Raw genomic sequence first — 21,872 nt, forward strand, 5'->3', positions numbered from 1 at the left:
TCGGGTATGCGCCAGGTTAGGCGAAATCGATTTCATGCGCAATAGTCGGCGACGGGCTGCTCATCCGTCGGCGCGGTCGAGGTCGGCGGCGAACCAGAACACGTTGTACGGATCCCAGAGCGAGAGCGTGAAGTAGATGCGCCGACCGTCGTCCGAGACGTACCGCGGGTCGAGGTAGGGGCCGTAGAGCCCCGGGTAGTCGTCGCCGGGCACGAGCTCGATCGGCTCGCCCCAGGGGCCCCACGGGGTGATGCCCTCGCGGATGTAGGCGTTGCCGGCGTCGGAGTAGGTCATGATCCAGCGCTCCAGGTACGTCGACCACATCACCGACAGCTCGCCGATCGTGCCCTCGACCACGACCTGCGCGTCGTCCAGATCGTCCGACCACACCGGTTCGTCGTCGTCGAGGCCCGCGAAGTACGAGTAGGAGCCCTGGTCCTCCACAGCCTCCTCGGTGGCCGGCACCCGCATCAGCCGCACCTCCCCGAACCGCCCGGAGGGGATCGCCCACAGGTAGATCCAGTCCTCGCCGTCGGCCGTGACGGGGGCTGTCGCGAACTGCACGAAACCGGAGTCACCTGGCCACTCGATGCCCTCGACGGGAGCCCAGGTCTGCCCGTCATCCCGCGAGACGACGAGGGCGGAGCGGTTCGCATCCCACGCGCCGGGGTCACCCCAGTAGCTCACTGACATGCAGGAGACGTAGATCGTGTCGCCGATCGCGAAGCCCGCAGTGGGGATCTTGGTGACCTCGCCGGAGCCGTCGTTGGGGTCGTGGTCGCCCTCGATCAGCGGGGCCGCGAGCCCGATCCCGTCGGCCACCCAGCCGTCGAAGAAGATGCCGTCGGTCGGGTCGTCGTCGGTCGTCCAGGCGGCCACGTTGGAGCGCCACTGCCCGCCCTGACCGCCGGTCGTGCCCGGTGCGCGCTCGCCGAACGTGTCGCCGAAGAAGAACCAGGTGCGGTCGCCCACGGTGGTCATCGAGCCGAGGTCGGTGCCGGCGACACCGACCGCCTCGGTGTCGTTGATGCCCGCCGGTCCGGTCAGCTGCGCGACCTCGGTGAGCCCGGAGATTCCGGTCAGCACGAACGGCTTGTCGGGATCGGGATCGAGCTCCACGGGCGCCCCTCCCCCGGCGCACGCGGCGAGGCTCGAAGCCAGTGCGGCGGCGGCGAGCAGGGTGGTCGAGCGACGGGCACGGGTGCGGGACATGCGGCTCCTCGGCGAGCGACAGGGGTATGGAGGCCGACGATACCGAAATCGATTTCAGTACACCAGGCCCTCTGCGTGGGGGTCGGCCGCGTCACGCACGGTCAGCGGCGTCGCGGCTCCACCAGCCGCCGCGGGGGCATGACATAATCTCCCCGTCCAGGTTCGCCGATCCTGGATCCGAGCTCTGCCTCAGTCCGAACCTGGCCGCCGACGACGACGTGGCGGCGTCCTCACCCGAAGGGCTACGCATTCGATGACCAGACACGCGCAGGCGGTCGCGCCCTTCTCCAAGCATCTGACACCGCACTCACACTCCGTCGCACCGATCGCTTCCCCGTGATCACGCTCAGTGAGCTGCTTTTCGCCGACGTTCCAGAAGACACGAAGGACGAAGACCCCTTCATTTCCGAAGAGGATGCGTTTGTCGAAGCCCAGGTGAATGCCGTGCACTTCGACGCCATCACCGCCACTCTGGGCATCCTGTGCGATCTGCGGACCGCTCTACAGCTCGACGAAACGAACACGGGGCTTCTCGTTCTGAGAGGCGTGGGTCTGCTGGAGTGGTCCGGTGTCACCGACCGTCACAGGACGTCGCGGAAAGTGGTGGGCTCTTCGGCCCGGTCACTCGACGCGGGACTGGAACTTCATCTCGCATTGACTCCGGGGGCAGATCTTCGGGTCCGTGGGAGGAGCGCTGTCTTCCACTCGCTCGACGTGGCGGCGCTCGGAGAGATTCCCGACTTCGGCTCGCATACGGATCAGGAGGTGCGCAGCATGTCCCCACGGTGGGACTCCGCCGCCCGCGTCGTCCGTACGACACCGTTGGCGCTGGGACCCGGCAGGGCTCCCCGTTGAGTGAAGGGTACGCAATGCCGGAAGGGGAACTGAAGCTCTACCTGAGCTCGAGCGAAGCACTGGTTCTTTACGATTGGTTGGCGTCGACCCATGAGAGAGGCCTACCCGGCCTCGATGATGCCAGCGCTACCGTGCTGTGGGATCTTGAATCTCAATTGGAGCCACTCCTGGTCGCCATCGTGCAAGCGGACTATTCCCTTCAGGTTGAGAATGCGAGGGCACGAGTCTTGGGCTTCGAGTGACCATTCCAGCTGCGACGGGCGCCTCAGCGACACTTGCGGTAGGCAAGCTTCGCTGGTTATCGCGGGCCACTTGGCAGTGGCCGATCACGAGCACGTCCCAGCCGAAGCGCTTTCGAAGATCAGAGATCTTCGCCGCTCGCTCGTGCTGGTGCCGCTCTGCCTCAGCCTCTCCGAGCGCAGACCAGCACACGCGGAAGTCCGATGTCACGGCGCCGATGATCAGCAGACCCCGAGTCACCGAAGGAGTGAGGACGTTGGCGTCCAGGTAGACGAGGCTCTTTGCTCCCACCACGGCGCTCAGAAGTCGTCGGCGAGCGCGGTGCCGAGATCGCCGAGGTAGGCGGCCCGGAACCTTTCGAAGTCTGCGACCGTGATGACATTGCGGTTACCGCGCTTCGACGCTCGGAGCTCTCCCGATTCGATCCTGCGCAGCACGGTCGTGCGGGAGAGCCCCAGTTCGCGGGCGACCTGCTGCGGGGTCATGACCGGCGTCTGCACGTCGATCGTGACGATTCTGCCCGCGTCGAGCTCTGCTGTGATCTTCGTGAGGAGTTCTTCGCGCCACTTCGCCCCTGCTGGCTTCTTCTCGATCTTCATCAAGGTGCTCACGACGGCCTCCCTGGTCAGTTCGCAACTCTATCTGACCATTTTGACACACTCGACACAACCGTGGGAGGGGGCGAAGCCGCCCCCACCCACGCCCCTCCGGGGTTCAGCCCGCCGTGGCGTTCTCGTAGGCGCGCATCGCGGCGTCCTGCGCATCCTTCAACGCGTCCTCGGGAGACTTGTCGCCGAGCAGCGCCGCGGTGATGGCGTTGTTCAGCTCGTTCTGGATCTCCTGCCCCGCGGGCGAGGAGCCGAACGACTTCCCGTAGTCCACGACGTCGTAGTACGTGGAGATCACCTGGTCGAAGCCCGCGTTGCCGCTCTCGGTCACGAACTTCTCGCGGATGGCCTGGTCGGCCGAGGGCGAGCCGGTGAACAGCCCGGTGTTGATGCCACCCTCCTCCTCGATGGTCATCGCCCGCGCGTCGCCCGCCGCCATCCACGCGTCGTCCGAGGTGAGGTTCACCATCCACGCGCACGCTGCCGCGGGGTTCTTCGCCCCGACGGGGATCACGAACGCCGTGCCGGACGCGACCGAGAACGGCTCCCCGTCGCTGTTGAGGAACGGCACCGCCTCCAACTGGATCTGGTCGGCGTAGGGGCTGAGCACGTTGGGGTACCACTGGGCGTTCACCTGCGAGCCGACCTGCTGCGCCACGAACTGGTTCTGGTCGCCGAACGCGTCGAACGAGTCGGTGAAGCTCTTCACCGCCGCGAAGCCGCCCTGCGCGTCGGTGATCTGCTTGAGCATCTCGATGCCCGCGACGTTGCTTGGGTCGTCCAGGGTGGGGGCGCCGTCGGCGTCGTTGAGCTGACCGCCCATGCCGAGGATCCACAGCCCCGCCTGTCCGGTGGCGACCGGGTCGAAGCCGAGCCGCGACGGCACGCCGCCCGACTCCTGGTACATCTTGGCGATCGCGCCGAGCAGCACGTCGGGCTGCGAGGTGTCGATCTCCTCCGCGGTCACCCCGGCCTCGTCGAGCACGGCCTTGTTCAGCAGGATCGCCGGCGGCTGGTAGAACTGCGGCACGGCCCACACCGCATCCTCGTAGGTCACGTCGTCGACCACGAACGGGTACCAGTGGTCGCGCGGCGTCACGTCCTGCGCGGCGAAGCACTCGTCGAGCGGCATGATGAGGTCTTGCGCGGCGTAGGTCGTGACGTAGCGGCGGTCCATCTGCACCACGTCGGGCACGTCACCGCTCGCGATGCGGGTGGTGAACTTCTGCGCGTCGAAGGCCGTCGCGTCGAGGTCGACCTTCACGTCGCTCAGCTGCTCTGCCGCATAGTCCATGCGCGAGGTGCCGACGTCGTCGGCGTTCTCGAACCCCCACGCCTTCAGCGTGCCGCTCGGCTCCGCACCGAAGTCGGCGTCGGCGGCCTGGTCTCCCCCTCCTCCCCCGCCGCAGCCGGCGAGGACGAGGACGGATGCGGCGGTGACCGCGGTGATTCCCCACGTGCGTGTGCGCATGACTGCTCCTTTCGATCGGTGGTGCGTTGTCAGCCCTTGCGCCCCTGGGTGGCGACGCCCTCGATGAAGGAGCGCTGCCCGAAGGCGAAGAGGATGAGCATGGGCAGCGTCACCAGCAGCGACGCGACCATGACGTACTGGTAGTCGCCGTGGCCTCCCGCTGTGGGGCTGTACTTGGTCATGGCGTAGGCGATGCCGAGCGGGGCGGTGAACTGGTCGACCGACCCGGCGTTGAGGTAGATGAGGGCGGCCTGCAGGTTGTTCCAGCTGGCCTGGAACTCGAACAGGAACACGATCACGAACGACGGGATCGACAGCGGCATCGCGATCCGCCAGAACAGCCCCCACGCGCTCGCCCCGTCGAGCCGCGCCGCCTCGAACAGCTCCCGCGGCAGCCCGAGGAAGAACTGCCGTTGCAGGAAGATGTAGAACGCCGACCCGAACAGGTTCATGCCCCACAGCGGCACCCACGTGCCCAGTAGCCCGGTCTCCTTCCAGATCAGGTAGATCGGGATCATGGTCACCGCGCCGGGCAGCATCATGGTCGCGAGCACGAGGCCGAACAGCAGGCCGCGGCCGGGGAAGCGGAAGTACGCGAAGCCGAACGCCACGATCGAGCTGGAGATCGCCACAGTCCCCGCGGCCAGCAGGGCGATGGCGATGCTGTTGCCCATCCAGCTCAGCAGCGGCAGCTGGTTCCACACCTCGACGTAGTTCTCCGGCACGAACGTCTTCGGGATGAGGGCGTTGTCGAACACCTCGCCGCGCGGCTTGAGGCTCGCCGCGATCAGCCACACGAACGGGTAGAGGAACAGCAGACCGAACAGCACGAGGATCACGTTCAGCACGATCCGGCCGGCGAGGCTCTTCGGCTGGTGGAGCCGGCGGCGCCAGCGCCCGCGCGTGGGGACCGTGGTGGTGAACGTGCCGGGGCTCTTCTCCCGCTCGACCTCGACGGGTTCCGGGCGCAGTGTCTGCGACATCAGCGGTCTCCCTCGTAGTAGACGAAGCGGTTGCCGACCTTCACCTGGATCAGGGTGATCAGCATGATGATCACGAACAGCAGCCACGCCATCGCCGCCGCGAATCCGAAGTTGAACTGCCGGAACGCCTGCTGGAACAGGTAGATGGCGTAGAACAGCGACGCCTCCGGCGAGGAGTTGCTCTGGTCGCGCCAGAACAGCAGGTACGCCTGGTCGAAGATCTGGAACGCGGCGATCGATAGCACGATCACGTTGAAGAACATCGCCCCGGAGATCATCGGCAGGGTGATCGAGAAGAACTTGCGGACGGGCCCCGCGCCGTCGAGCGACGCCACCTCGTACAGCTCGACGGGCACGTTCTTCAGCGCCGCGAGGAAGATCACCATCGTCCCAGCGACCGTCCACAGCGTCATCATCACGATGCTCGGCTTCACCCACGCCGGGTCGACGAGCCACTGCGGCCCCTCGATGCCGAACAGCCGGAGGAACTGGTTCACCGCGCCGGAGTTGCCGTTGAGCAGCAGGAAGAACACCGCCGCCGTCGCGACCGCCGGGGTCATCTTCGGCAGGTAGTACAGCACCCGGAAGAACCCGGCGCCCCGGCCGACGCGGTTGAGCAGCATCGCCAGCACCAGCGCGAACACGATCTCCAGCGGCACGGCCATCACCACGTAGAAGAGGGTGTTCGCGAGCGAGACCCCCACCCGCGGGTCGTCGAACAGGTCGGCGTAGTTGTCGATGCCGATCGGGCGGGCGGTGTTCGTGGCCAAGTTGTAGCTGCTGAACGAGATGTAGAGGCTGTAGATCATCGCACCGGCCGTGAACACCAGGAACCCGATGATCCAGGGCGAGATGAACAGGTACCCCGCGAGGGCCTCGCGGCGGTTGTAGCGATCGCGTGTGCGTGGCGTCCGTGCCATCCACCCGCTCCTTCCCTGCGATGATCCGGCGTGCGAGGGCACGCCGGAGAGACCGTGGTGCCCGGCTGCCGGGCACGCGCGATGCCGGATCGGGGCTGCCCGTGCTGCGCGACGGGGGAGGTGCAGTCGGCGGTCCGAGCCTTGAATCGGACAGTAGGACCGGAGAAGCGTTTCGCCACGGGGCTTGCGCAGAACCGTTTCCTGTGGTTCACCTGGACGCGCCTTCGACGGCCGCACCACGCCGCCGATATTCCGCCTAGGATGACCGGAAGTGACCGTAGGAGGGGCGGGCGATGTTCGACGAGCGACGGCGCCAGGCAGCGCTCGAGGAACTGGGGATCCTTGACACACCACCGGACGAGCGAGTGGACCGGGTGGCGCGACTGGCGAAAGAGATGTTCGGGGTACCGATGGTCAGCGTCTCGCTGATCGACCGGGACCGGCAATGGCGCAAGGCGCAGATCGGCCTCGGGGGGAACGAGGCCCCGCGCGAGGACTCGTTCTGCGACTACACCGTGTCGCAGGACCGGACGGTGGTGGTGGAAGACGCGAGCGCCACCGACCTGTTCGCCGAGAACCCGTTCGTCACGGGCGACCCGCACCTGCGGTTCTACGCCGGGCACCCGCTGCACGCCCCGGGCGGAGAGCCCATCGGCACCCTGTGCGTGCTCGACACCGAGCCGCACGTGCTCACCGACTCGCAGCAGGACCTGCTCCGCGACCTCGCGTTCTGGGTGCAGACCGAGCTCGCGCAGGACGCCGACATCGACCACGCGGCGGTCGTGCAGCGGGCGCTCCGGCCCCGCGTGCTCCCCGAGGTCGAGGGCTACACGATCGCGGCCGGCGCGGCCCCGCGCGGCATGCTCGCCGGCGACTACTTCGACTTCTCGCGGCACGGCGACGCCCTGCGCGTGACCCTGGCCGACGCGATGGGCAAGGGCACCGGTCCCGCGCTCGTGGCGGCCACGGTGCGCGCGTCGCTGCGCACGGCCCCGGAGCGTCCGCTCACCACGGCCGTCGCCGACGTCGACCGGCTCCTGGAGGACGACCTCGCCGACACCTCGATGTTCGTCACCGCGGTGGTCGCCGAGCTGCAGCCCTCGACCGGTGACCTGCAGGTGATCGATGCGGGCCACAGTCTCGCGTTCGTGATCCGCGCCGACCGCTCCTGGACCCCGCTGCGCTCCACCAACCTGCCGCTGGGCATGGGCATGGGCGTCGCCGACCCGCGGGAGCCGATCACGACGACGCTGGAGGCGGGCGACACCTTCATCTGCTGCAGCGACGGCCTGCTCGACGTGCTCGACGAGGACGACCCCTTCGCACACGTCGACCGCGTGCTCGCCGCACTCGGCCCCGACGGCGCGGTGCAGGAGGCGCTGCGGCTGGCGAACTCGGACGAGCGCGCCACCGACGACATCACCGTCGTGGTGGTGCGGAGGGACTCGTGACCGCCCGGTTCGCGACCATCCGCATCCTCGCGCTGCTGTCGGTGCTGCTCGGCGTCAACTACGTCGCCTGGCGCTGGCTGGAGTCGGTGAACTGGTCGGCGTGGTGGATCGCCGTGCCGCTCGTGATCGCCGAGACCTACAGCCTCATCGACACGTTCCTGTTCTGCCTGACGATGTGGCGCGCCAAGGAGCGCCCGGCCCCGGTGTCGCCGCCGCAGGGCACGGTCGACGTGTTCATCACCACGTACGACGAGCCGATCGAGCTCGTCATGACCACCGCGCGGGCGGCGAAGCGCATCGCCTACCCGCACACGACGTGGATCCTCGACGACGGGGCGCGCCCCGAGCTCGAAGCCGAGGCCCGCGCCGCCGGTGTCGCCTACCTCACCCGCTCGGAGGACTGGACGGGAAAGCCCCGGCACGCCAAGGCCGGCAACCTCAACAGCGCCCTGTTCCAGACCGACGGCGAGTTCCTGCTCATCCTCGACGCCGACCAGGTGCCCGACCCGCTGATCCTGCACCGCACGCTCGGCTACTTCGCCGACGACCCCGAGGTCGCGCTCGTGCAGACGCCGCAGTGGTTCGTGAACGTCGACGAGGCCGACCCGCTCGGCAGTCAGGCACCGCTGTTCTACGGCCCCATCCAGCAGGGCAAGGACGGCTGGAACGCCGCGTTCTTCTGCGGCTCCAACGCTGTGCTGCGACGTGAGGCGCTCATGCAGCTCGGCATCGTCGGTTACGTGCGCGAGGTGACGGAGTCGGCCGCGAAGGCGCTCAAGACCTCCGAGACCCTGATGGCGAAGGAGGCGGAGGCCGCGACCGACCCCGCCCTGGCGACCGAGCTCGGGGCGCTGCGCATCGCGATCTCGCGCGGCCGGAAAGACCTCGCCGCCGGGGAGTCGGTCGCCGAGGTGGCGGCACGCGTGGGTGACGCCGTCGACAACGCCTCCCGCATCCTGGTCGCGCACGACCTGGACGGCATCCGCGCCGACCTGGCCGAGATCGGCGCGCTGCCGATGCAGCACGATGCCGAGCTCGGGCTCGTCGTGGTCGACGAGGCCGGGCTCGACGCCCTGGCGGCGTCGGACCTGTCGCCCATCACCGCGGTGGAGGCCGTGCGCGGACTGCTCGACACGCTGCGGCTCGACCGCGGTGACGAGGCGCAGCCGATCCTCCCGCTCGCCACGATCTCGGTCACGGAAGACATGGCGACCGCGATGCAGCTGCACGCCCTCGGCTGGCGCAGCGTCTACCACCACGAGATCCTGGCCCACGGGCTCGCCCCGGAAGACCTGCGCACCATGCTCACGAAGCGCCTGCGGTGGGCACAGGGCACGTTGCAGGTGATGCTGCGCGACAACCCGCTCGCCAAGCGCGGCCTCTCGGTCGGGCAGCGGCTGATGTACTTCGCCACGATGTGGAGCTACCTGTCGGGCTTCGCGGCGATCGTCTACCTCGCCGCGCCCGTGATCTACCTGGTGTTCGGAGTGCTCCCGGTGACCGCGTGGTCGGTGGACTTCTTCGCGCGATTCCTGCCGTACTTCCTCATCAACCAGGCGCTGTTCCTCGTGGTCGCGAAGGGCGTGAAGACCTGGCGCGGCCAGCAGTATTCGCTCGCCCTGTTCCCGGTGTGGATCCGTGCCTGCTGGACGGCCTTCGCGAACGTCGTGCTCGGCCGGCCGCTGTCGTTCGCCGTCACCCGCAAGGACGGCCGCGACCCGCGCGGCGTGCCGTGGGGCGAGATCTGGCCGCAGCTCACCGCCATGATCGTGCTCGCCGTCGCGCTCGTGATCGGGGTGGTGCGGGTGTTCCTCGGCACGGCCGACGGCACGGGCACCCTCGTCAACACCGCCTGGGTGCTGTACGACCTCGTCGTGCTCAGCGTGATCATCCAGGCCGCCCGGTACCGCGGTCCCGCCGCGGCCATCCTCGAGAAGGAGTCGAATGAACGTCAGCACTGACACCAGGGACGGCTACGCCGTCGTCGCCATCACGGGGCGCCTCACCGCGTCCGGCGCACCCCTGCTGCGCAACGCCGTGAGCGACCTCGTCGCCGCGGGGCAGCCGCGCATCGCGATCGACCTCAGCGGCACCGAGTTCGTCGACTCCTCGGGCCTCGGCGCCCTCGTCGGCGGGCTCAAGAGCGCCCGCGTGGCCGGGGGCGACCTGCGGATCGCGGCCGTGCCGGAGGCCGTGCGCACGGTGCTCCACCTGACCAACCTGGATCGCGTGCTGCGCGACTACCCGACGCCGGAATCGGCGTTCGATGGCCGCTGAGGTCCGGGCATTCCACGTCGACGGGCCCGCCGGGCTCGCCCTGGTCGACAGCGCGCTCGACGCGCTCGACCGGCTCTGGGCCGACGGCCCGGAGATCCCCGCCGAGGACCAGGTGCTGTTCGCGCTGGCCGTCAGCGAAGTGACCACCAACATCGCGCAGCACAACGAGCGCACCGACGTGGTGTTCAGCGTCGACGTGCGTGTCTCGGCGGACGAGCTGCGCGCCTACATCCGCGACACCGCGCCGCCCGCCCCGATCGACTGGGACACCGTGTCCATGCCGGGCGAGGACAGCGAGAGCGGGCGCGGCCTGGCGCTGTCGCAGGCCGCGCTCGACGAGTTCCGGCACGTGCCGGGCGACGCCGGAAACACGTGGGTGCTGGTGCGGCGGGTCGGCGTCGACCGGGGCGAGGGCTGAGCGGTCAGGCGAGCCAGGCGGGAGCTCGGCCCCGCAGCACGGCCCCGTCGATCGAGAAGCGCCCGGCACCGGTGAGCGCGAGGGCCAGAGCGGCCGCGCCCAGCACGGCCACGAACTCGTAGCCGCCCTCGCCCACCCAGAGACCGGCGGGCAGGTGCACGAGCACGAGCGCGACCAGCATGTCGATCGCGAGCACCACGCCGACCGGGCGGGTGAACAGTCCGAGCATCAGCAGGATGCCGCCGATCAGCTCGACGAAGGCGACCACTGGCGCGGCGATCTCCGCGAACGGCACACCCATGCCGGCGAAGCTGCCGATAGTTCCGGGGATCGTGTACTCGAAGATCTTCTGGGCGCCATGGGCGGCGAAGATCGCACCGGTGACGACCCGGAGGATCAGGAGTCCCAGCGAGGGGGCGGGGCGGTGGGCAGTGGTGTTCGTCATGAGGAGTTCTTCCGTCGTGGCAGGACACCCGCGCGCGGCGCGGACCAGGGGGTTCCCTGCCTCCACGCTAGGAAGAGCGGCTTTCCATCCCCTGAACGTGTCGGGCGCAGGTCACGCCGAGCCGCGCGGGTGCCACAGCACCAGCTCGGTCGAGCGACGCAGCCGTCGTCCACCGGGCATCGGGACCACGCCGGACGAGCCGGCCGCGAACACCCGCACGCCCGGGCGGTTCTCCCGCTCGGCGCGCAGCGCGGCCTCGAGCGCGACGACGCGCCCGCGCAGCATCCGGTTCTCGTCCTCCAGGTCGAGGAGCTTGGCGATCGCGGGCAGGCTCATCCCCTCGGAGGAGAGCTGCGCCACCTCCCGCAGCTGCTCGATGTTCCGCGACGAATACCGCCGGGAGCCGCCCGGCGTGCGGCCGGGCACCACGAGCCCGATGCGGTCGTACTGGCGGAGGGTCTGCGGGTGCAGGCCCGACAGCTCGGCGGCCGCGGCGATCGCGAAGACGGGGGTGTCGGCGTCCATCACGCACTCCACCCCCGTCCCTCGGCGTTCGCACTCATCGGCGGGCCTTCGCCATCAACTCCGCCCGCGGGTTCTCCTGCGGCTCCAGCTGCTGGAACTTCTCCAGCGCCTCGCGCGCGGCGTCGTCGAGGTGCGTCGGCACCGCGACCTGGAGCTCGGCGAGCAGGTCGCCCGTGCCCTTGGAGGTCGCGACACCGCGGCCCTTGACGCGCAGCACGCGCCCGGACGGAGTGCCAGGGGCGACGCGCAGCTTGACCACGTCACCGCCGAGCGTCGGCACCTCGATGGTGGCACCGAGCGTGGCCTCGGTGAACGTGACCGGCACGACCACGCGGAGGTTGAGGCCGTCGCGCGTGAACACGGGGTGCGGTCGCACCGTGATCTGCACCACGATGTCACCGCTCTCTCCGCCGTCCGGCGACGGACGACCCCGGCCGCGCAGCCGGATCTTCTGCCCGTCGGCGACGCCCGCGGGGATCTTCACCTTGAACGGCTTGCCGTCCTCACCCTGCAGCGTGATGGTCTCACCCTGCACGGCGGTGGTGAAGTCGAGCGTGGTGCGGGCGGTCACGTCGGCGCCGCGCTGCGGTCCGCCGAAGCCGCGGAACCCGCCGCTCGGCTGACCGAACCGGCCGCCGCCGAAGCCGCTGCCCTGCCCCTGGTTGAACATCGCGAAGATGTCCTCGAAGTCGGCGCTCTGGCCTCGCCCCTGCTGTCCGAACCGGCTGAAGACGTCTTCGAACCCGCCCGCCCCGGAGCCGCTGGCCGTGAAGCGGGCGCCCGAGCCCATGGCGCGGATCTCGTCGTACTCCTTGCGCTGCTCGGGGTCGGAGAGCACCGAGTAGGCCTCGCTGATCTCCTTGAACTTGGCCTCGGCCTTCGCATCGCCCTGATTGGAGTCGGGGTGATACTTGCGCGCGAGCTTGCGGTACGTCTTCTTGAGGTCAGCGTCGCTGACGTCCTTCGAGACCCCGAGGGTCTTGTAGAAGTCCTTGTCGAACCAATCCTGGCTGGCCATCGATCACCTACTCCGCAGGGACGGCGACGACGACCTTCGCGGGACGCAGCTCGACGTCGCCCAGGCGGTACCCCACCTCGACGACCTCGAGCACCGTGGCCTTCTCGACGCCGGGGGTCGGCTGCTGGAAGATGGCCTCGTGGCGCTGCGGGTCGAATTCCTCGCCCTTGTCGCCGTAGGCCACGACTCCGAGACGCTCCACCACGGCGCGCACCTTGTCGGCGATCACGGCGAAGGGGGTGCCCTCCACCAGGTCGCCGTGCTGTTCGGCGCGGCCCAGGTCGTCGAGCACCGGGATGAGGCCCTTGGCGGCCTCGCCCTTGGCGCGCTCGATCTCGATCTGGCGCTGCTCCTCGGTGCGGCGGCGGTAGTTGGCGTACTCGGCCTGCAGGCGCTTGAGGTCGTTCAGCAGCGTCGACTCGAGGTCGGCGAGCACGGCGTCTTCCGCCGCGGCCTCGCCGGTCTGCGTCGCGCCCAGGATGTCGTCCACCGTCAGGTCGTCGGCGGCGCCGTCGACCGGCGTCTCGTCCGACCCTTCGGCGGCCTGCGCCTCGCGGGAGTCCGGGTTCTGCGGCGCGGGGCCGGACGCCTGAGCGTCCGACCCCTCGCTGCGACCTTCGGCGGACTCAGGATTCTGGTTCTCGTCGAAGTTCTTGTCGGTCATGGTTACTTCTTCTCGTCCTCGTCGTCGACGACCTCGGCGTCGATGACGTCTTCCTCGGAGGAGGGGGCGTCACCGGCCGGGGCCTCGCCGTCAGCCGAAGCGCCGGCGGCGGCATCCGCCTGCGAGGAGGCGTAGATCGCCTCGCCGAGCTTGGACTGCGACTGGTTGAGCTTGTCGAACGCGGTCTTCACGGCCTCGTCGTCGTCGCCGGCCAGGGCCGTCTTGAGGGCATCGACATCGCCCTTGACCTCGGTCTTGACGTCGTCGGGGAGCTTGTCCTCGTTCTCGGAGATCAGCTTCTCGATGGAGTACGCCAGGGTCTCGGCCTGGTTGCGGGTCTCGGCGGCCTCACGGCGTGCCTTGTCCTCGGCGGCGTGCTCCTCGGCCTCGCGCACCATGCGCTCGATGTCTTCCTTCGACAGCGACGAGCCGCCGGAGATGACGATCGACTTCTCGGTGCCGGTGCCCTTGTCCTTCGCGGACACGTGCACGATGCCGTTGGCGTCGATGTCGAACGTGACCTCGATCTGCGGGATGCCGCGGGGCGCCGGGGCGATGCCGGTCAGCTCGAACGTGCCGAGCGGCTTGTTGTCGCGCGTGAAGTCGCGCTCACCCTGGAAGACCTGGATCGCGACGGACGGCTGGTTGTCGTCGGCCGTGGTGAAGGTCTCGCTGCGCTTGGTCGGGATGGCCGTGTTGCGCTCGATGAGCTTGGTCATCATGCCGCCCTTGGTCTCGATGCCGAGGGAGAGCGGGGTCACGTCGATGAGCAGGACGTCCTTGCGCTCGCCCTTCAGCACACCGGCCTGCAGTGCGGCACCGACGGCGACGACCTCGTCGGGGTTCACGCCCTTGTTGGCCTCCTTGCCGGTCTCGCGCTTGACGAGCTCGGCGACGGCGGGCATGCGGGTCGATCCACCCACGAGCACGATGTGGTCGATGTCGGACACCTTGATGCCGGCCTCGCGGATCACGTCCTCGAACGGCTTCTTGGTGCGGTCGAGCAGGTCCTTCGTGAGGTCCTCGAACTTCGCGCGGGTGATGGTCTCGCTCAGCGACACCGGGCCGGACTCGGTCAGCGACAGGTACGGCAGGTTGATGCTGGTCGAGGTGGAGCTGGAGAGCTCCTTCTTGGCCTGCTCCGCGGCCTCCTTGAGGCGCTGCAGCGCGATCTTGTCGCCCGAGACGTCGACGCCCGTGGTCTCCTTGAACTGCTTGATCAGGTAGTCGACGAGGCGCTGGTCCCAGTCGTCTCCACCGAGGCGGTTGTCACCGGCGGTGGCGCGCACCTGGATCGTGGAGAAGTCGTCGTCCTTGCCCACCTCGAGGAGGGAGACGTCGAACGTTCCGCCACCGAGGTCGAAGACGAGGATGAGCTCGTCTTCCTTACCCTTGTCGAGGCCGTAGGCGAGGGCCGCCGCGGTCGGCTCGTTGATGATGCGGAGCACGTTGAGGCCCGCGATCTCACCGGCCTCCTTGGTGGCCTGGCGCTCGGCGTCGTTGAAGTACGCGGGGACGGTGATGACCGCGTCGGTCACGGTGTCGCCCAGGTACGACTCGGCGTCGCGCTTGAGCTTCTGGAGGATGCGCGCGGAGATCTCCTGCGGCGTCCACTTCTTGCCGTCGACCTCGAAGGTCCAGTCGGTGCCCATGTGGCGCTTGACCGAGGCGATGGTCCGGTCGACGTTGGTGACGGCCTGGCGCTTCGCGGTCTCGCCGACGAGCACCTCCCCGTCCTTGGTGAAGGCCACGACCGAGGGGGTCGTGCGGAAGCCTTCGGCATTGGCGATGACCTTGGGCTCGCCGCCCTCGAGGACGCTGACGACGGAGTTGGTGGTTCCGAGGTCGATACCGACAGCACGTGCCATGTGTTCTCTCCTTTGTTGGGAAGTCTGTTGTGGTTCGGAAAACCTGCGGCGATCAGGGAAACCTGAGTCGCGATGGCTCAAGCGTACTCCGGCCGCCCGACCGTGTCAAACAAACTTGATATGGCTCGGCTCAACTTTGTATCGCCGGGGTCGACGGAGTGTCCGTGCAGGATGGACGGATGATCCGTGCCGTGCTCTTCGACCTCGACGGCGTCATCCGCCACTTCGACCACGACCCCGGGTTGGAGGCTCGGTACACCCTCCCGGACGGCACGATCGCCCGCACCGCCTTCGCCGCACCGCTGATCGATGCGGTGACCACGGGTCGCCTCACCCGGGAGGAGTGGATCACCCGGGTCGGCGAGATGATCGGCTCCGCGCCCGCAGCACGGGAGTGGGGTCGCACGCCGTTCGCCGCGGACCTCGACATGCTCGCACTCGTGGACGGGCTGCGGTCCCGTGGCGTGACCTGCGCCATCCTCACGAACGGCACCGACACCATCACCGCAGAACTCCGCGACAGCGGCATCGGGAAGCACTTCGACCGGGTGTTCAACTCCGCGGAGATCGGGCACGCCAAGCCCGACATCCGGGCGTTCCGACACGTGGCGGCGGTCCTCTCCGTCCCACCGGAGGAGATCCTCTTCATCGACGACTCGCCGAGCAAGCTCCGTGGTGCGCAGGACCTCGGCATGAGCACGCACGCCTTCACCAGCGTCACCGCCGTCCGCACTGCGCTCACCGATGCCGGCCTCCCCGTGTCCCGCGCGTAGCCTCACCCCGTCAGCATCCGCGGGATTACGGCGAGCACGCGACACGTTGTCCCCAGTGACCGGAAGGACAACCATGCGCGCACCCGCGGTCGACGCCGCCGAGGCCAGGGCCGGGCTCACCGCCCTGTTGGCCTCCGACCCCGGTCGACTCCGGCGTCGGAGCATCTCACTGGGCGCCCCGGTGGGCGACGCCGACGACGTGGCGCAGGACATCGCCTCGCGCGCGTGGCAGTCGGTCCCCGGCGTGCGTTCGGCCGCACCGGGATCGCTCTGCGCGTGGCTCGACGCCGTGGCCCGCAGCGTGGTGATCGACAGCGCCCGCCGCTGCCACCGCACCCCGCTGCACGACGACATCGACACGGTCGCGATCGAAGCGCCGCAGCGCGTGGAGGACGAGGTCGCCGCGAAGGAGCAGCTGTGCGAGGTGCGAGCGGCCATCGCCCGCCTCCCCCGCAGCCTGCGCGAACCGCTGCTGCTGCGCGTGGAGCACGAGCTGAGCGCCGCCGAGATCGCGGAACGCCTCGGCATCACGGTGCTTGCGGTACGCCAGCGCCTCACGCGTGCCCGGCACCTGCTCTCAGCCTGACTCGGGCGACCCGCTCGGCCGACCCTCCCCTCTCCGAGAGACGGGAGGGGGATCGCCGGTGCGGGGCGCCGCACGGGCGCCCCGCACGCAGCCGGTCAGACGGTGCCGAACGGGTTGTCGATCGCGATGCGCCAGCCGTGGGTCTCGTCGTACACCGCGACGTCGGCCGTGGCGCCCGCGAGCGACACCGGAGAGCCGTCGGGAGCGGTGCCGTCGAGCGTCCAGTCGGCCACGACGAGCCCGACCGTGCCGTTCACGAACACGTTCCGGACGGTCATGGTGATCGGACCGCCGAGGCCGACGAACTGCTCCAGGCCCGCGCGCACCTCCGCCGGCTCGGACACCGGCTGACCCGGAGCGGGCACGAGCACCACACCGGGAGCGTTGAGCGCGAGCAGTCCCTCGATGTCGCCGGCGTTGAACCGCTCCATGAAGGCGATGTGCAGCCGGTCGAGCGACGTGACGGGTTCGGTCATGATGGTTTCCTCTCTGTGCGACGCCCGAGGCGTCGGGAACCGGGGTGGCTCCGCAGAGAAGGACGCTCCCCGCCGGGAAACGTGACATCGGATCCGGGAGAGGCCCGGATCGGGCTCACTTGCCGCCGGGAGGACCGATCAGCAGCAGGATCACGTAGAGCGCGACGATGCCCACGACCAGCAGCACCGCGAGCACCCACGGGCGGCGGAGGAACCAGCGCATCAGCCGGTCGTACCAGCGGCGGTCGCGGGGGTGGTCGGTGGGGTCGAGCCGCCAGTCGCCGCGCAGCCGACCGGAGCGGTGCAGCCAGATCTCCATCGGGATGGTGGCGTAGGGGATCACGGCGCTCGCCACCGCCAGTACGCCGACGCCCGGGTGCCAGCGCTGGTTGAGCGCCACCAGCACGGCGGTGGCGGCATAGGCGAGGAACACGAAGCCGTGGATACCGCCGCCGACCGTGACCACGACCCCGGGGGCGCCGACCGCCCTGGCGATGATCGCGGCGATCAGGATCGTCCAGGTGATCGCCTCCGCGATCGCCAGGACACGGTACAGACGGCCAGGGGTGCGGAACACGGGACTCCTCGGGTGGGGTACCCCTCCAGAGTATCCGCGCCCCCCTCGGGCGCCGAATCGCGGCTCCCACCGGAATACCGGACGAGGGAGGGGCGTTGCCGAAGGCATGGTGACAGTGGACCCGGACGCGCTCTCGCACGTGCTCGACGCCGTGGAGCTGCGGGTCGGCGTGGCGCGGCGCATCCCGCTCGCCGCCGGAGGGCTGCTCCCGATCCCGGCCGGGCCCACGACGCTCGTCTACCTCGCATCCGGCAGCGTGCAGGGGCATCCGCCCCTCGGCGACGGCTGCCGCCTCGGCGTCGACCCCGACTCCCGCCGCCTCACCCTCGAGACCCGCGAGCGTCGCGACCACCTGGTCGCCGGTGACGCGTTCCTCACCCTCGGCCGCACCGCGTTCGTGCTGGAGGCCGACCGCGACACCACGCTCATGGTGGTCGACCTCGAGTTCGCCGACGCCACCTCACCGCTGCCCGCCCTCCTGCCGCCGTTCCTCACCGTCACCGGATTCGACGCGCTCGAGCCCGCGGCCGCCGCGCTCGCCGAGAACATGGGCCTCGTCGACCCCGCGGCCTCCCCCGCCCGGCAGGGCGACCCCGTGATCTGCCGCATGATGGCGAAGACCGTGCTGATGTCGGTCATCCGCGCCTGGGCCGCCAACGGCTGCGCACCCGCGGGCTGGCCCTCGCTGTCGAACGACCCGTTCCTCGACCGGGTGGTCGACGCCATTCACCAGGAGCCAGGACGCGACTGGACGGTCGAGCGCCTCGCGGCCATCGGCGCCATGTCGCGCTCCACCTTCGCCGAGCGGTTCCGCGTCGCGGTCGGCCGCTCCCCCGCCGACTACGTCACGGAGGTGCGCATCGACGCGGCCAAGCGCCTGCTCGACGCCGGGCGCTCCGTGTCGGACGTGTCGCGCGAGCTCGGCTACGCGTCCGACGAGGGCTTCAGTCGCGCGTTCCGCCGCCGCACGGGTATGACCCCGTCGTCCTGGCGTTCCGCCGCCCGCACTCCCGCCCTGGTCTGAGCGCCGACCCCCGCCGCCGATGTCCCGATGACCGATCGCGTCCCAGCCCGATCTCGATGGCGGGCTGCCCACGACTCCGCAGATCCGCGGCGATGCGACTGCTCGGGCTACGGGCAGGCGACACATCGCCGGGAAACTGCGGAGTTGTGAACCGCGCGGGAGGCGGCGCCGCCCTGTGCCCCGTCAGCCCCGCGTGCTCAGCCGGTTCGACAGGCCGAACAGCACCGCACCCGCGAGCAGCGACACCGCGCCGATCATGTAGGCGAGCTCCACGCTCAGCGTGTCGACGAGCAGCCCGCCCAGACCCGCGGCGAGGGTGATCGCACCCTGGAACCCGACGACCACGAGGCTGCCGCCCGCCTCCAGGCGATCCGGCATGCGGTGCCCGACCCACGTGTTGATCACGATCAGCCACGACGAGAAGACGAAGCCCCAGACGAGCACGACCACGCCGACGCCGATGATCGACCCGGAGAAGAGGATCATCGAGATGACCGCGGCGGCGATCACGAGCGGCGCGAACACGGCGAAGAACGCGAACGACCGGTCGATCACCAGCCCGATCGAGATGTTGCCGAGGAGACCGCCGACGCCGAACAGCGCCAGCAGCACCACGATGGTCGAGGCGTCGACGTCGGGGATGCGCTCGAGCGCCAGCCGCACGTAGGTGTAGGCGAGGAAGTGCCCGAGCACCACGAGGACGTGCCCGACCATGCCCAGCCCGATACCGGGGCGGCGGACCGTGTCGACGAGCAGCCGCAGGCTCGACGCCCGCTCGGCCGGCACCGACGGCAGCGCCCAGCGCAGCGCGACCGCCAGCACCACCATCAGCACGCCGGCGAGCGCGAACACCATCCGCCAGTCGACGACCTCGCTGAGCATCACGCCGATCGGCACCCCGGCGACCGTGGCCAGCGACACCCCGGCCGAGGTGAACATGACCCCGCGGCCCAGGTGCTCCGGCCCCGCGAGCCGTGCGGCGACCGTGATCGACATGGTCCAGTAGGCGCTGATCGCCGCGCCCAGCAGGAACCGGGCGGCGAGCACGAGCAGCAGGTTCGGCGCGATCGCGACCACGAGGTTCGACACGGCCGCGGCGAGCGCCATCCACACCAGCAGCGACCGGCGGTCGAGGCGCGGGAAGATCAGCCCGATCGTGGGCGCGACGACGAGTCCCACCAGCGCCGTGACCGTGACCGTCTGCCCCGCCTGACCCGGGGTGACCCCGAGGCCGTCGGCCATCTCGGTGAGGACACCGTTGGGGAGGAACTCGGCGGTCACGAGCAGGAAGCCCATGATCATGAGCGCGATGAGTCCGCCGTAGCGGATGCGGTCGGCCCGGGTGGGCGCCGCGGTGGGGACGGGGGCAGTCGTGGTCATGGTTCCACCCTTCCGGCGCCCGTGCGTCCGCGCCCGACCGGTCGTCCGCCGCGTCCGACCGATCGTCCGACCCTGGACACGCGCCCGCGCACCCCCGTAGGCTCGTCGTCGCACCGGGAGTCTCCCGGGAAGCCCGAGCGGAAGGAGGCGATGAGATGAACACCGTCGTCGTCGCGCCCTTCGCCGACCACCTTCCCCTCGAGGCCGCCCGCTCCTGATCGCCGTGCGGCCTCCCTTCCCGGAGCCACACCGTGACCGATCCCTCCGCTTCCCCGGAAGCCGCGTCCTTCGACGCCTCCCCCTTCGATTCCCTCGAGACCTCCCTGTCCTTCGCCGACGTCGAACCCGGTGACGGGCAGCGCTGGACCACCTGGCCCTCCGCCACCCCGACCGAACGCGGCCCCGAGCCGCGGCCCGCGTGGGTCGTGACCTCGGCGGGCGCGCTCGACACCGAGCTCGGCATCCTCAAGACGGGCAAGGAGGCCGACGTGTTCCTGCTCGAACGCGCCGTTCCCGACGACCCCGCGCAGCGCACCCTGCTGGCGGCGAAGCGGTACCGCGGCGAGGAGAACCGGAGCTTCCACCGCTCCGCCGTGTACACGGAGGGCCGCAGCACCCGGAACACCCGCGACACCAGGGCCCTGGCCCGCAAGTCGGAGCACGGGCGCGCGGTGGCTGCGGCGCAGTGGTCGTTCGCGGAGTTCGAGGCGCTGTGCCGCCTGTGGCAGCTCGGCGCCCCGGTGCCCTACCCCGTGCAGGTGAGCGGGACCGAGGTGCTGATGGAGTTCCTCGGCGATGACGACGGCACCGCAGCCCCGCGGCTCGCGCAGGTGCGCGCCGACCGCGACACCCTGCAGGAGCACTACGCGCAGGTGGTCGAGCTCATGCGGGTGTTCGCCGCGGCGGGTTTCGCGCACGGCGACCTGTCCGCGTACAACCTGCTCGTGCACCAGGGGCGGGTGCGGGTGATCGACCTGCCGCAGATCGTGGACGTGATCGCGAACCCGCAGGGGCTCGACCTGCTGCACCGCGACTGCGTGAACGTGTGCGACTGGTTCGCGCGGCGCCGCGTGGAGTGCGACGCCGAGGATCTGTTCGCCGACCTGCTCGCGGCGCTGTACTGACCCGTCGCGTCAGGAGGCCAGGCGGGCGGCCAGCAGCGTCACGAGCTCGTACACCACGTGGCTCGCGGCGATCCCGGTCATCTGCGCGTGGTCGTAGGCGGGCGACACCTCCACGACGTCGGCGCCCACGATGTCGCGGTCGCGCAGCGCGCGGAGGATGCGCAGCAGCTCACGGCTCGTGAGTCCTCCCGCCTCGGGGGTCCCGGTGCCGGGGGCGTGCGCGGGGTCGAGCACGTCGATGTCGATCGACACGTACAGCGGCTTGTCGCCGATGCGCGTGAGGATCCGGTCGATCGCGGCTTCCACGCCGTGCTCCTCGATGTACTCGCTCGACACGATCGAGAACCCCAGGCGCTCGTCGTCCTCCAGGTCCTGCTTGGAGTAGAGGGGGCCGCGCGTGCCCACGTGGCAGCTGGCGGTGAGGTCGATCAGCCCCTCCTCGCTCGCGCGGCGGAAGGGCGTGCCGTGCGTGATGGGCGCGCCGAAGTAGGTGTCCCACGTGTCGAGGTGCGCGTCGAAGTGCAGCACCGCGACCGGCCCGTGCTTCGCGGCCACGGCGCGCAGCAGCGGCAGGGCCACGGTGTGGTCGCCGCCGATCGTCACGATGCGCTGCACCTGCTCGCCGAGCGCCGTCGCCGCGCGCTCGACCTCGGTCACGGCCTCGGTGAGGTCGAAGGGGTTCACGGGGATGTCGCCCGCGTCGACGACCTGCGCGAGCTGGAAGGGCGACACGTCCTGCGCCGGGTTGTACGGGCGCAGCAGACGCGACGACTCCCGCACGTGCGACGGACCGAACCGCGTGCCGGGGCGGTAGCTCACACCGGAGTCGAACGGGATCCCCACCACGGCGATGTCGGCGCGCGGCACGTCTTCGATGCGGGGCAGGCGGGCGAAGGTGGCGATGCCGGAGTACCGCGGGTTCACGGAGGCGTCGACGGGGCCGATGGTGTCGGTCATTTCTCGTTCCTGTTCGTTCG

Annotated in this window: 23 protein-coding genes; 9 read left to right on the top strand and 14 right to left on the bottom strand. The window is 69.8% G+C overall.

The features are described 5' to 3' along the window. Window positions 1-60 precede the first annotated feature (60 nt). Window positions 61-1,212: a DUF4185 domain-containing protein gene (locus KV394_RS03905; RefSeq protein ID WP_247982356.1), complete on the bottom strand. Its 1,152-nt coding sequence runs from the start codon at window positions 1,210-1,212 to the stop codon at window positions 61-63. 336 nt (window positions 1,213-1,548) lie between these two features. On the opposite strand from KV394_RS03905, the gene KV394_RS03910 reads away from it, so the two are divergent. Next, complete coding sequence (locus KV394_RS03910; protein ID WP_136044714.1) at window positions 1,549-2,067, top strand: hypothetical protein; 519 nt, start codon at window positions 1,549-1,551, stop codon at window positions 2,065-2,067. Between the two features lie 539 nt (window positions 2,068-2,606). Here KV394_RS03910 and KV394_RS03915 read toward each other — a convergent pair. The 4 genes from KV394_RS03915 to KV394_RS03930 all read right to left on the bottom strand — a co-directional run bounded on the left by KV394_RS03915 (window position 2,607) and on the right by KV394_RS03930 (window position 6,289). Next, window positions 2,607-2,918, bottom strand: a complete 312-nt coding sequence (locus tag KV394_RS03915) for a helix-turn-helix domain-containing protein (RefSeq protein ID WP_205812625.1) — start codon at window positions 2,916-2,918, stop codon at window positions 2,607-2,609. Between the two features lie 103 nt (window positions 2,919-3,021). Further along, entirely contained in the window at window positions 3,022-4,386 is a 1,365-nt protein-coding gene (locus tag KV394_RS03920) for an extracellular solute-binding protein (RefSeq protein ID WP_136044713.1), read from the bottom strand. Window positions 4,387-4,415: 29 nt separating this feature from the next. Next, on the bottom strand, window positions 4,416-5,369 hold the full coding sequence (locus KV394_RS03925; RefSeq protein ID WP_136028698.1) for a carbohydrate ABC transporter permease: 954 nt from the start codon (window positions 5,367-5,369) through the stop codon (window positions 4,416-4,418). Further along, on the bottom strand, window positions 5,369-6,289 hold the full coding sequence (locus KV394_RS03930) for a carbohydrate ABC transporter permease (protein WP_247982357.1): 921 nt from the start codon (window positions 6,287-6,289) through the stop codon (window positions 5,369-5,371). Before KV394_RS03930 ends, KV394_RS03925 begins: the two co-directional genes overlap by 1 nt. Window positions 6,290-6,582: 293 nt before the next feature. Here KV394_RS03930 and KV394_RS03935 point away from each other — a divergent pair, with 293 nt between their 5' ends. Genes KV394_RS03935 through KV394_RS03950 form a run of 4 tightly spaced genes read left to right on the top strand, consistent with a single transcriptional unit; the run spans window position 6,583 to window position 10,435 of the window. Then, the gene (locus KV394_RS03935) at window positions 6,583-7,740 is read left to right on the top strand and encodes a PP2C family protein-serine/threonine phosphatase (RefSeq protein WP_282187138.1); all 1,158 of its coding nucleotides are present in this window, start codon (window positions 6,583-6,585) and stop codon (window positions 7,738-7,740) included. Beyond that, the gene (locus KV394_RS03940) at window positions 7,737-9,701 is read left to right on the top strand and encodes a glycosyltransferase family 2 protein (RefSeq protein ID WP_247982359.1); all 1,965 of its coding nucleotides are present in this window, start codon (window positions 7,737-7,739) and stop codon (window positions 9,699-9,701) included. The genes KV394_RS03935 and KV394_RS03940 overlap by 4 nt, the downstream gene beginning before the upstream one ends. Further along, window positions 9,685-10,017 (top strand): STAS domain-containing protein, encoded by a 333-nt coding sequence (locus KV394_RS03945; protein WP_025102664.1) that lies wholly within the window; start codon window positions 9,685-9,687, stop codon window positions 10,015-10,017. The genes KV394_RS03940 and KV394_RS03945 overlap by 17 nt, the downstream gene beginning before the upstream one ends. Continuing rightward, on the top strand, window positions 10,007-10,435 hold the full coding sequence (locus KV394_RS03950; protein ID WP_136028702.1) for an ATP-binding protein: 429 nt from the start codon (window positions 10,007-10,009) through the stop codon (window positions 10,433-10,435). Before KV394_RS03945 ends, KV394_RS03950 begins: the two co-directional genes overlap by 11 nt. Before the next feature lie 4 nt (window positions 10,436-10,439). On the opposite strand, the gene KV394_RS03955 is transcribed toward KV394_RS03950, so the two are convergent. The 5 genes from KV394_RS03955 to dnaK form a co-directional block, all read right to left on the bottom strand. Beyond that, complete coding sequence (locus tag KV394_RS03955; protein ID WP_136035959.1) at window positions 10,440-10,880, bottom strand: DoxX family protein; 441 nt, start codon at window positions 10,878-10,880, stop codon at window positions 10,440-10,442. Window positions 10,881-10,991: 111 nt separating this feature from the next. After that, complete coding sequence (locus KV394_RS03960) at window positions 10,992-11,405, bottom strand: heat shock protein transcriptional repressor HspR (protein ID WP_136028704.1); 414 nt, start codon at window positions 11,403-11,405, stop codon at window positions 10,992-10,994. A gap of 34 nt (window positions 11,406-11,439) precedes the next feature. After that, on the bottom strand, window positions 11,440-12,423 hold the full coding sequence (locus KV394_RS03965; protein WP_136044710.1) for a DnaJ C-terminal domain-containing protein: 984 nt from the start codon (window positions 12,421-12,423) through the stop codon (window positions 11,440-11,442). Between the two features lie 7 nt (window positions 12,424-12,430). Next, window positions 12,431-13,087, bottom strand: a complete 657-nt coding sequence (locus KV394_RS03970; protein WP_247982360.1) for a nucleotide exchange factor GrpE — start codon at window positions 13,085-13,087, stop codon at window positions 12,431-12,433. A 2-nt stretch (window positions 13,088-13,089) separates the two neighbouring features. Continuing rightward, on the bottom strand, window positions 13,090-14,955 hold the full coding sequence (gene dnaK / locus KV394_RS03975) for a molecular chaperone DnaK (protein WP_247982361.1): 1,866 nt from the start codon (window positions 14,953-14,955) through the stop codon (window positions 13,090-13,092). Window positions 14,956-15,134: 179 nt separating this feature from the next. On the opposite strand from dnaK, the gene KV394_RS03980 reads away from it, so the two are divergent. After that, window positions 15,135-15,728 carry an HAD family hydrolase gene (locus KV394_RS03980; RefSeq protein WP_247982362.1) on the top strand — a complete coding sequence of 198 codons (594 nt, stop codon included), beginning with the start codon at window positions 15,135-15,137 and terminating at the stop codon, window positions 15,726-15,728. 73 nt (window positions 15,729-15,801) lie between these two features. After that, complete coding sequence (locus tag KV394_RS03985) at window positions 15,802-16,314, top strand: RNA polymerase sigma factor (RefSeq protein ID WP_168387175.1); 513 nt, start codon at window positions 15,802-15,804, stop codon at window positions 16,312-16,314. Window positions 16,315-16,409: 95 nt separating this feature from the next. Here KV394_RS03985 and KV394_RS03990 read toward each other — a convergent pair whose 3' ends face one another. Beyond that, window positions 16,410-16,790, bottom strand: a complete 381-nt coding sequence (locus KV394_RS03990) for a YybH family protein (RefSeq protein ID WP_136028710.1) — start codon at window positions 16,788-16,790, stop codon at window positions 16,410-16,412. A gap of 115 nt (window positions 16,791-16,905) precedes the next feature. After that, window positions 16,906-17,367 (bottom strand): DUF3817 domain-containing protein, encoded by a 462-nt coding sequence (locus KV394_RS03995; protein ID WP_247982363.1) that lies wholly within the window; start codon window positions 17,365-17,367, stop codon window positions 16,906-16,908. Between the two features lie 106 nt (window positions 17,368-17,473). On the opposite strand from KV394_RS03995, the gene KV394_RS04000 reads away from it, so the two are divergent. Continuing rightward, the gene (locus tag KV394_RS04000; RefSeq protein ID WP_136035955.1) at window positions 17,474-18,391 is read left to right on the top strand and encodes a helix-turn-helix domain-containing protein; all 918 of its coding nucleotides are present in this window, start codon (window positions 17,474-17,476) and stop codon (window positions 18,389-18,391) included. 183 nt (window positions 18,392-18,574) lie between these two features. Here the strand turns inward: KV394_RS04000 and KV394_RS04005 are convergent, their stop codons facing one another. Then, window positions 18,575-19,771, bottom strand: coding sequence for an MFS transporter (locus KV394_RS04005; protein ID WP_247982364.1), 1,197 nt, complete (start codon window positions 19,769-19,771; stop codon window positions 18,575-18,577). 251 nt (window positions 19,772-20,022) lie between these two features. On the opposite strand from KV394_RS04005, the gene KV394_RS04010 reads away from it, so the two are divergent. After that, the gene (locus tag KV394_RS04010) at window positions 20,023-20,895 is read left to right on the top strand and encodes a serine protein kinase RIO (protein WP_136044705.1); all 873 of its coding nucleotides are present in this window, start codon (window positions 20,023-20,025) and stop codon (window positions 20,893-20,895) included. Window positions 20,896-20,904: 9 nt separating this feature from the next. On the opposite strand, the gene speB is transcribed toward KV394_RS04010, so the two are convergent. Further along, entirely contained in the window at window positions 20,905-21,852 is a 948-nt protein-coding gene (gene speB, locus KV394_RS04015; RefSeq protein WP_136028715.1) for an agmatinase, read from the bottom strand. Window positions 21,853-21,872 lie beyond the last annotated feature (20 nt).

The sequence above is a fragment of the Microbacterium sufflavum genome, from assembly GCF_023101165.1.
GTDB lineage: Bacteria > Actinomycetota > Actinomycetes > Actinomycetales > Microbacteriaceae > Microbacterium > Microbacterium sufflavum.

Excerpts from the sequence above, each read along its gene's own strand:
- KV394_RS03905 (WP_247982356.1), bottom strand. The coding sequence starts at position 1,212 with ATGTCCCGCACCCGTGCCCGTCGCTCGACCACCCTGCTCGCCGCCGCC.
- KV394_RS03920 (WP_136044713.1), bottom strand. The coding sequence starts at position 4,386 with ATGCGCACACGCACGTGGGGAATCACCGCGGTCACCGCCGCATCCGTC.
- KV394_RS03925 (WP_136028698.1), bottom strand. The coding sequence starts at position 5,369 with ATGTCGCAGACACTGCGCCCGGAACCCGTCGAGGTCGAGCGGGAGAAG.
- KV394_RS03930 (WP_247982357.1), bottom strand. The coding sequence starts at position 6,289 with ATGGCACGGACGCCACGCACACGCGATCGCTACAACCGCCGCGAGGCC.
- KV394_RS03935 (WP_282187138.1), top strand. The coding sequence starts at position 6,583 with ATGTTCGACGAGCGACGGCGCCAGGCAGCGCTCGAGGAACTGGGGATC.
- KV394_RS03945 (WP_025102664.1), top strand. The coding sequence starts at position 9,685 with ATGAACGTCAGCACTGACACCAGGGACGGCTACGCCGTCGTCGCCATC.
- KV394_RS03950 (WP_136028702.1), top strand. The coding sequence starts at position 10,007 with ATGGCCGCTGAGGTCCGGGCATTCCACGTCGACGGGCCCGCCGGGCTC.
- KV394_RS03955 (WP_136035959.1), bottom strand. The coding sequence starts at position 10,880 with ATGACGAACACCACTGCCCACCGCCCCGCCCCCTCGCTGGGACTCCTG.
- KV394_RS03960 (WP_136028704.1), bottom strand. The coding sequence starts at position 11,405 with ATGGACGCCGACACCCCCGTCTTCGCGATCGCCGCGGCCGCCGAGCTG.
- KV394_RS03965 (WP_136044710.1), bottom strand. The coding sequence starts at position 12,423 with ATGGCCAGCCAGGATTGGTTCGACAAGGACTTCTACAAGACCCTCGGG.
- KV394_RS03970 (WP_247982360.1), bottom strand. The coding sequence starts at position 13,087 with ATGACCGACAAGAACTTCGACGAGAACCAGAATCCTGAGTCCGCCGAA.
- dnaK (WP_247982361.1), bottom strand. The coding sequence starts at position 14,955 with ATGGCACGTGCTGTCGGTATCGACCTCGGAACCACCAACTCCGTCGTC.
- KV394_RS03980 (WP_247982362.1), top strand. The coding sequence starts at position 15,135 with ATGATCCGTGCCGTGCTCTTCGACCTCGACGGCGTCATCCGCCACTTC.
- KV394_RS03985 (WP_168387175.1), top strand. The coding sequence starts at position 15,802 with ATGCGCGCACCCGCGGTCGACGCCGCCGAGGCCAGGGCCGGGCTCACC.
- KV394_RS03990 (WP_136028710.1), bottom strand. The coding sequence starts at position 16,790 with ATGACCGAACCCGTCACGTCGCTCGACCGGCTGCACATCGCCTTCATG.
- KV394_RS04000 (WP_136035955.1), top strand. The coding sequence starts at position 17,474 with ATGGTGACAGTGGACCCGGACGCGCTCTCGCACGTGCTCGACGCCGTG.
- KV394_RS04005 (WP_247982364.1), bottom strand. The coding sequence starts at position 19,771 with ATGACCACGACTGCCCCCGTCCCCACCGCGGCGCCCACCCGGGCCGAC.
- speB (WP_136028715.1), bottom strand. The coding sequence starts at position 21,852 with ATGACCGACACCATCGGCCCCGTCGACGCCTCCGTGAACCCGCGGTAC.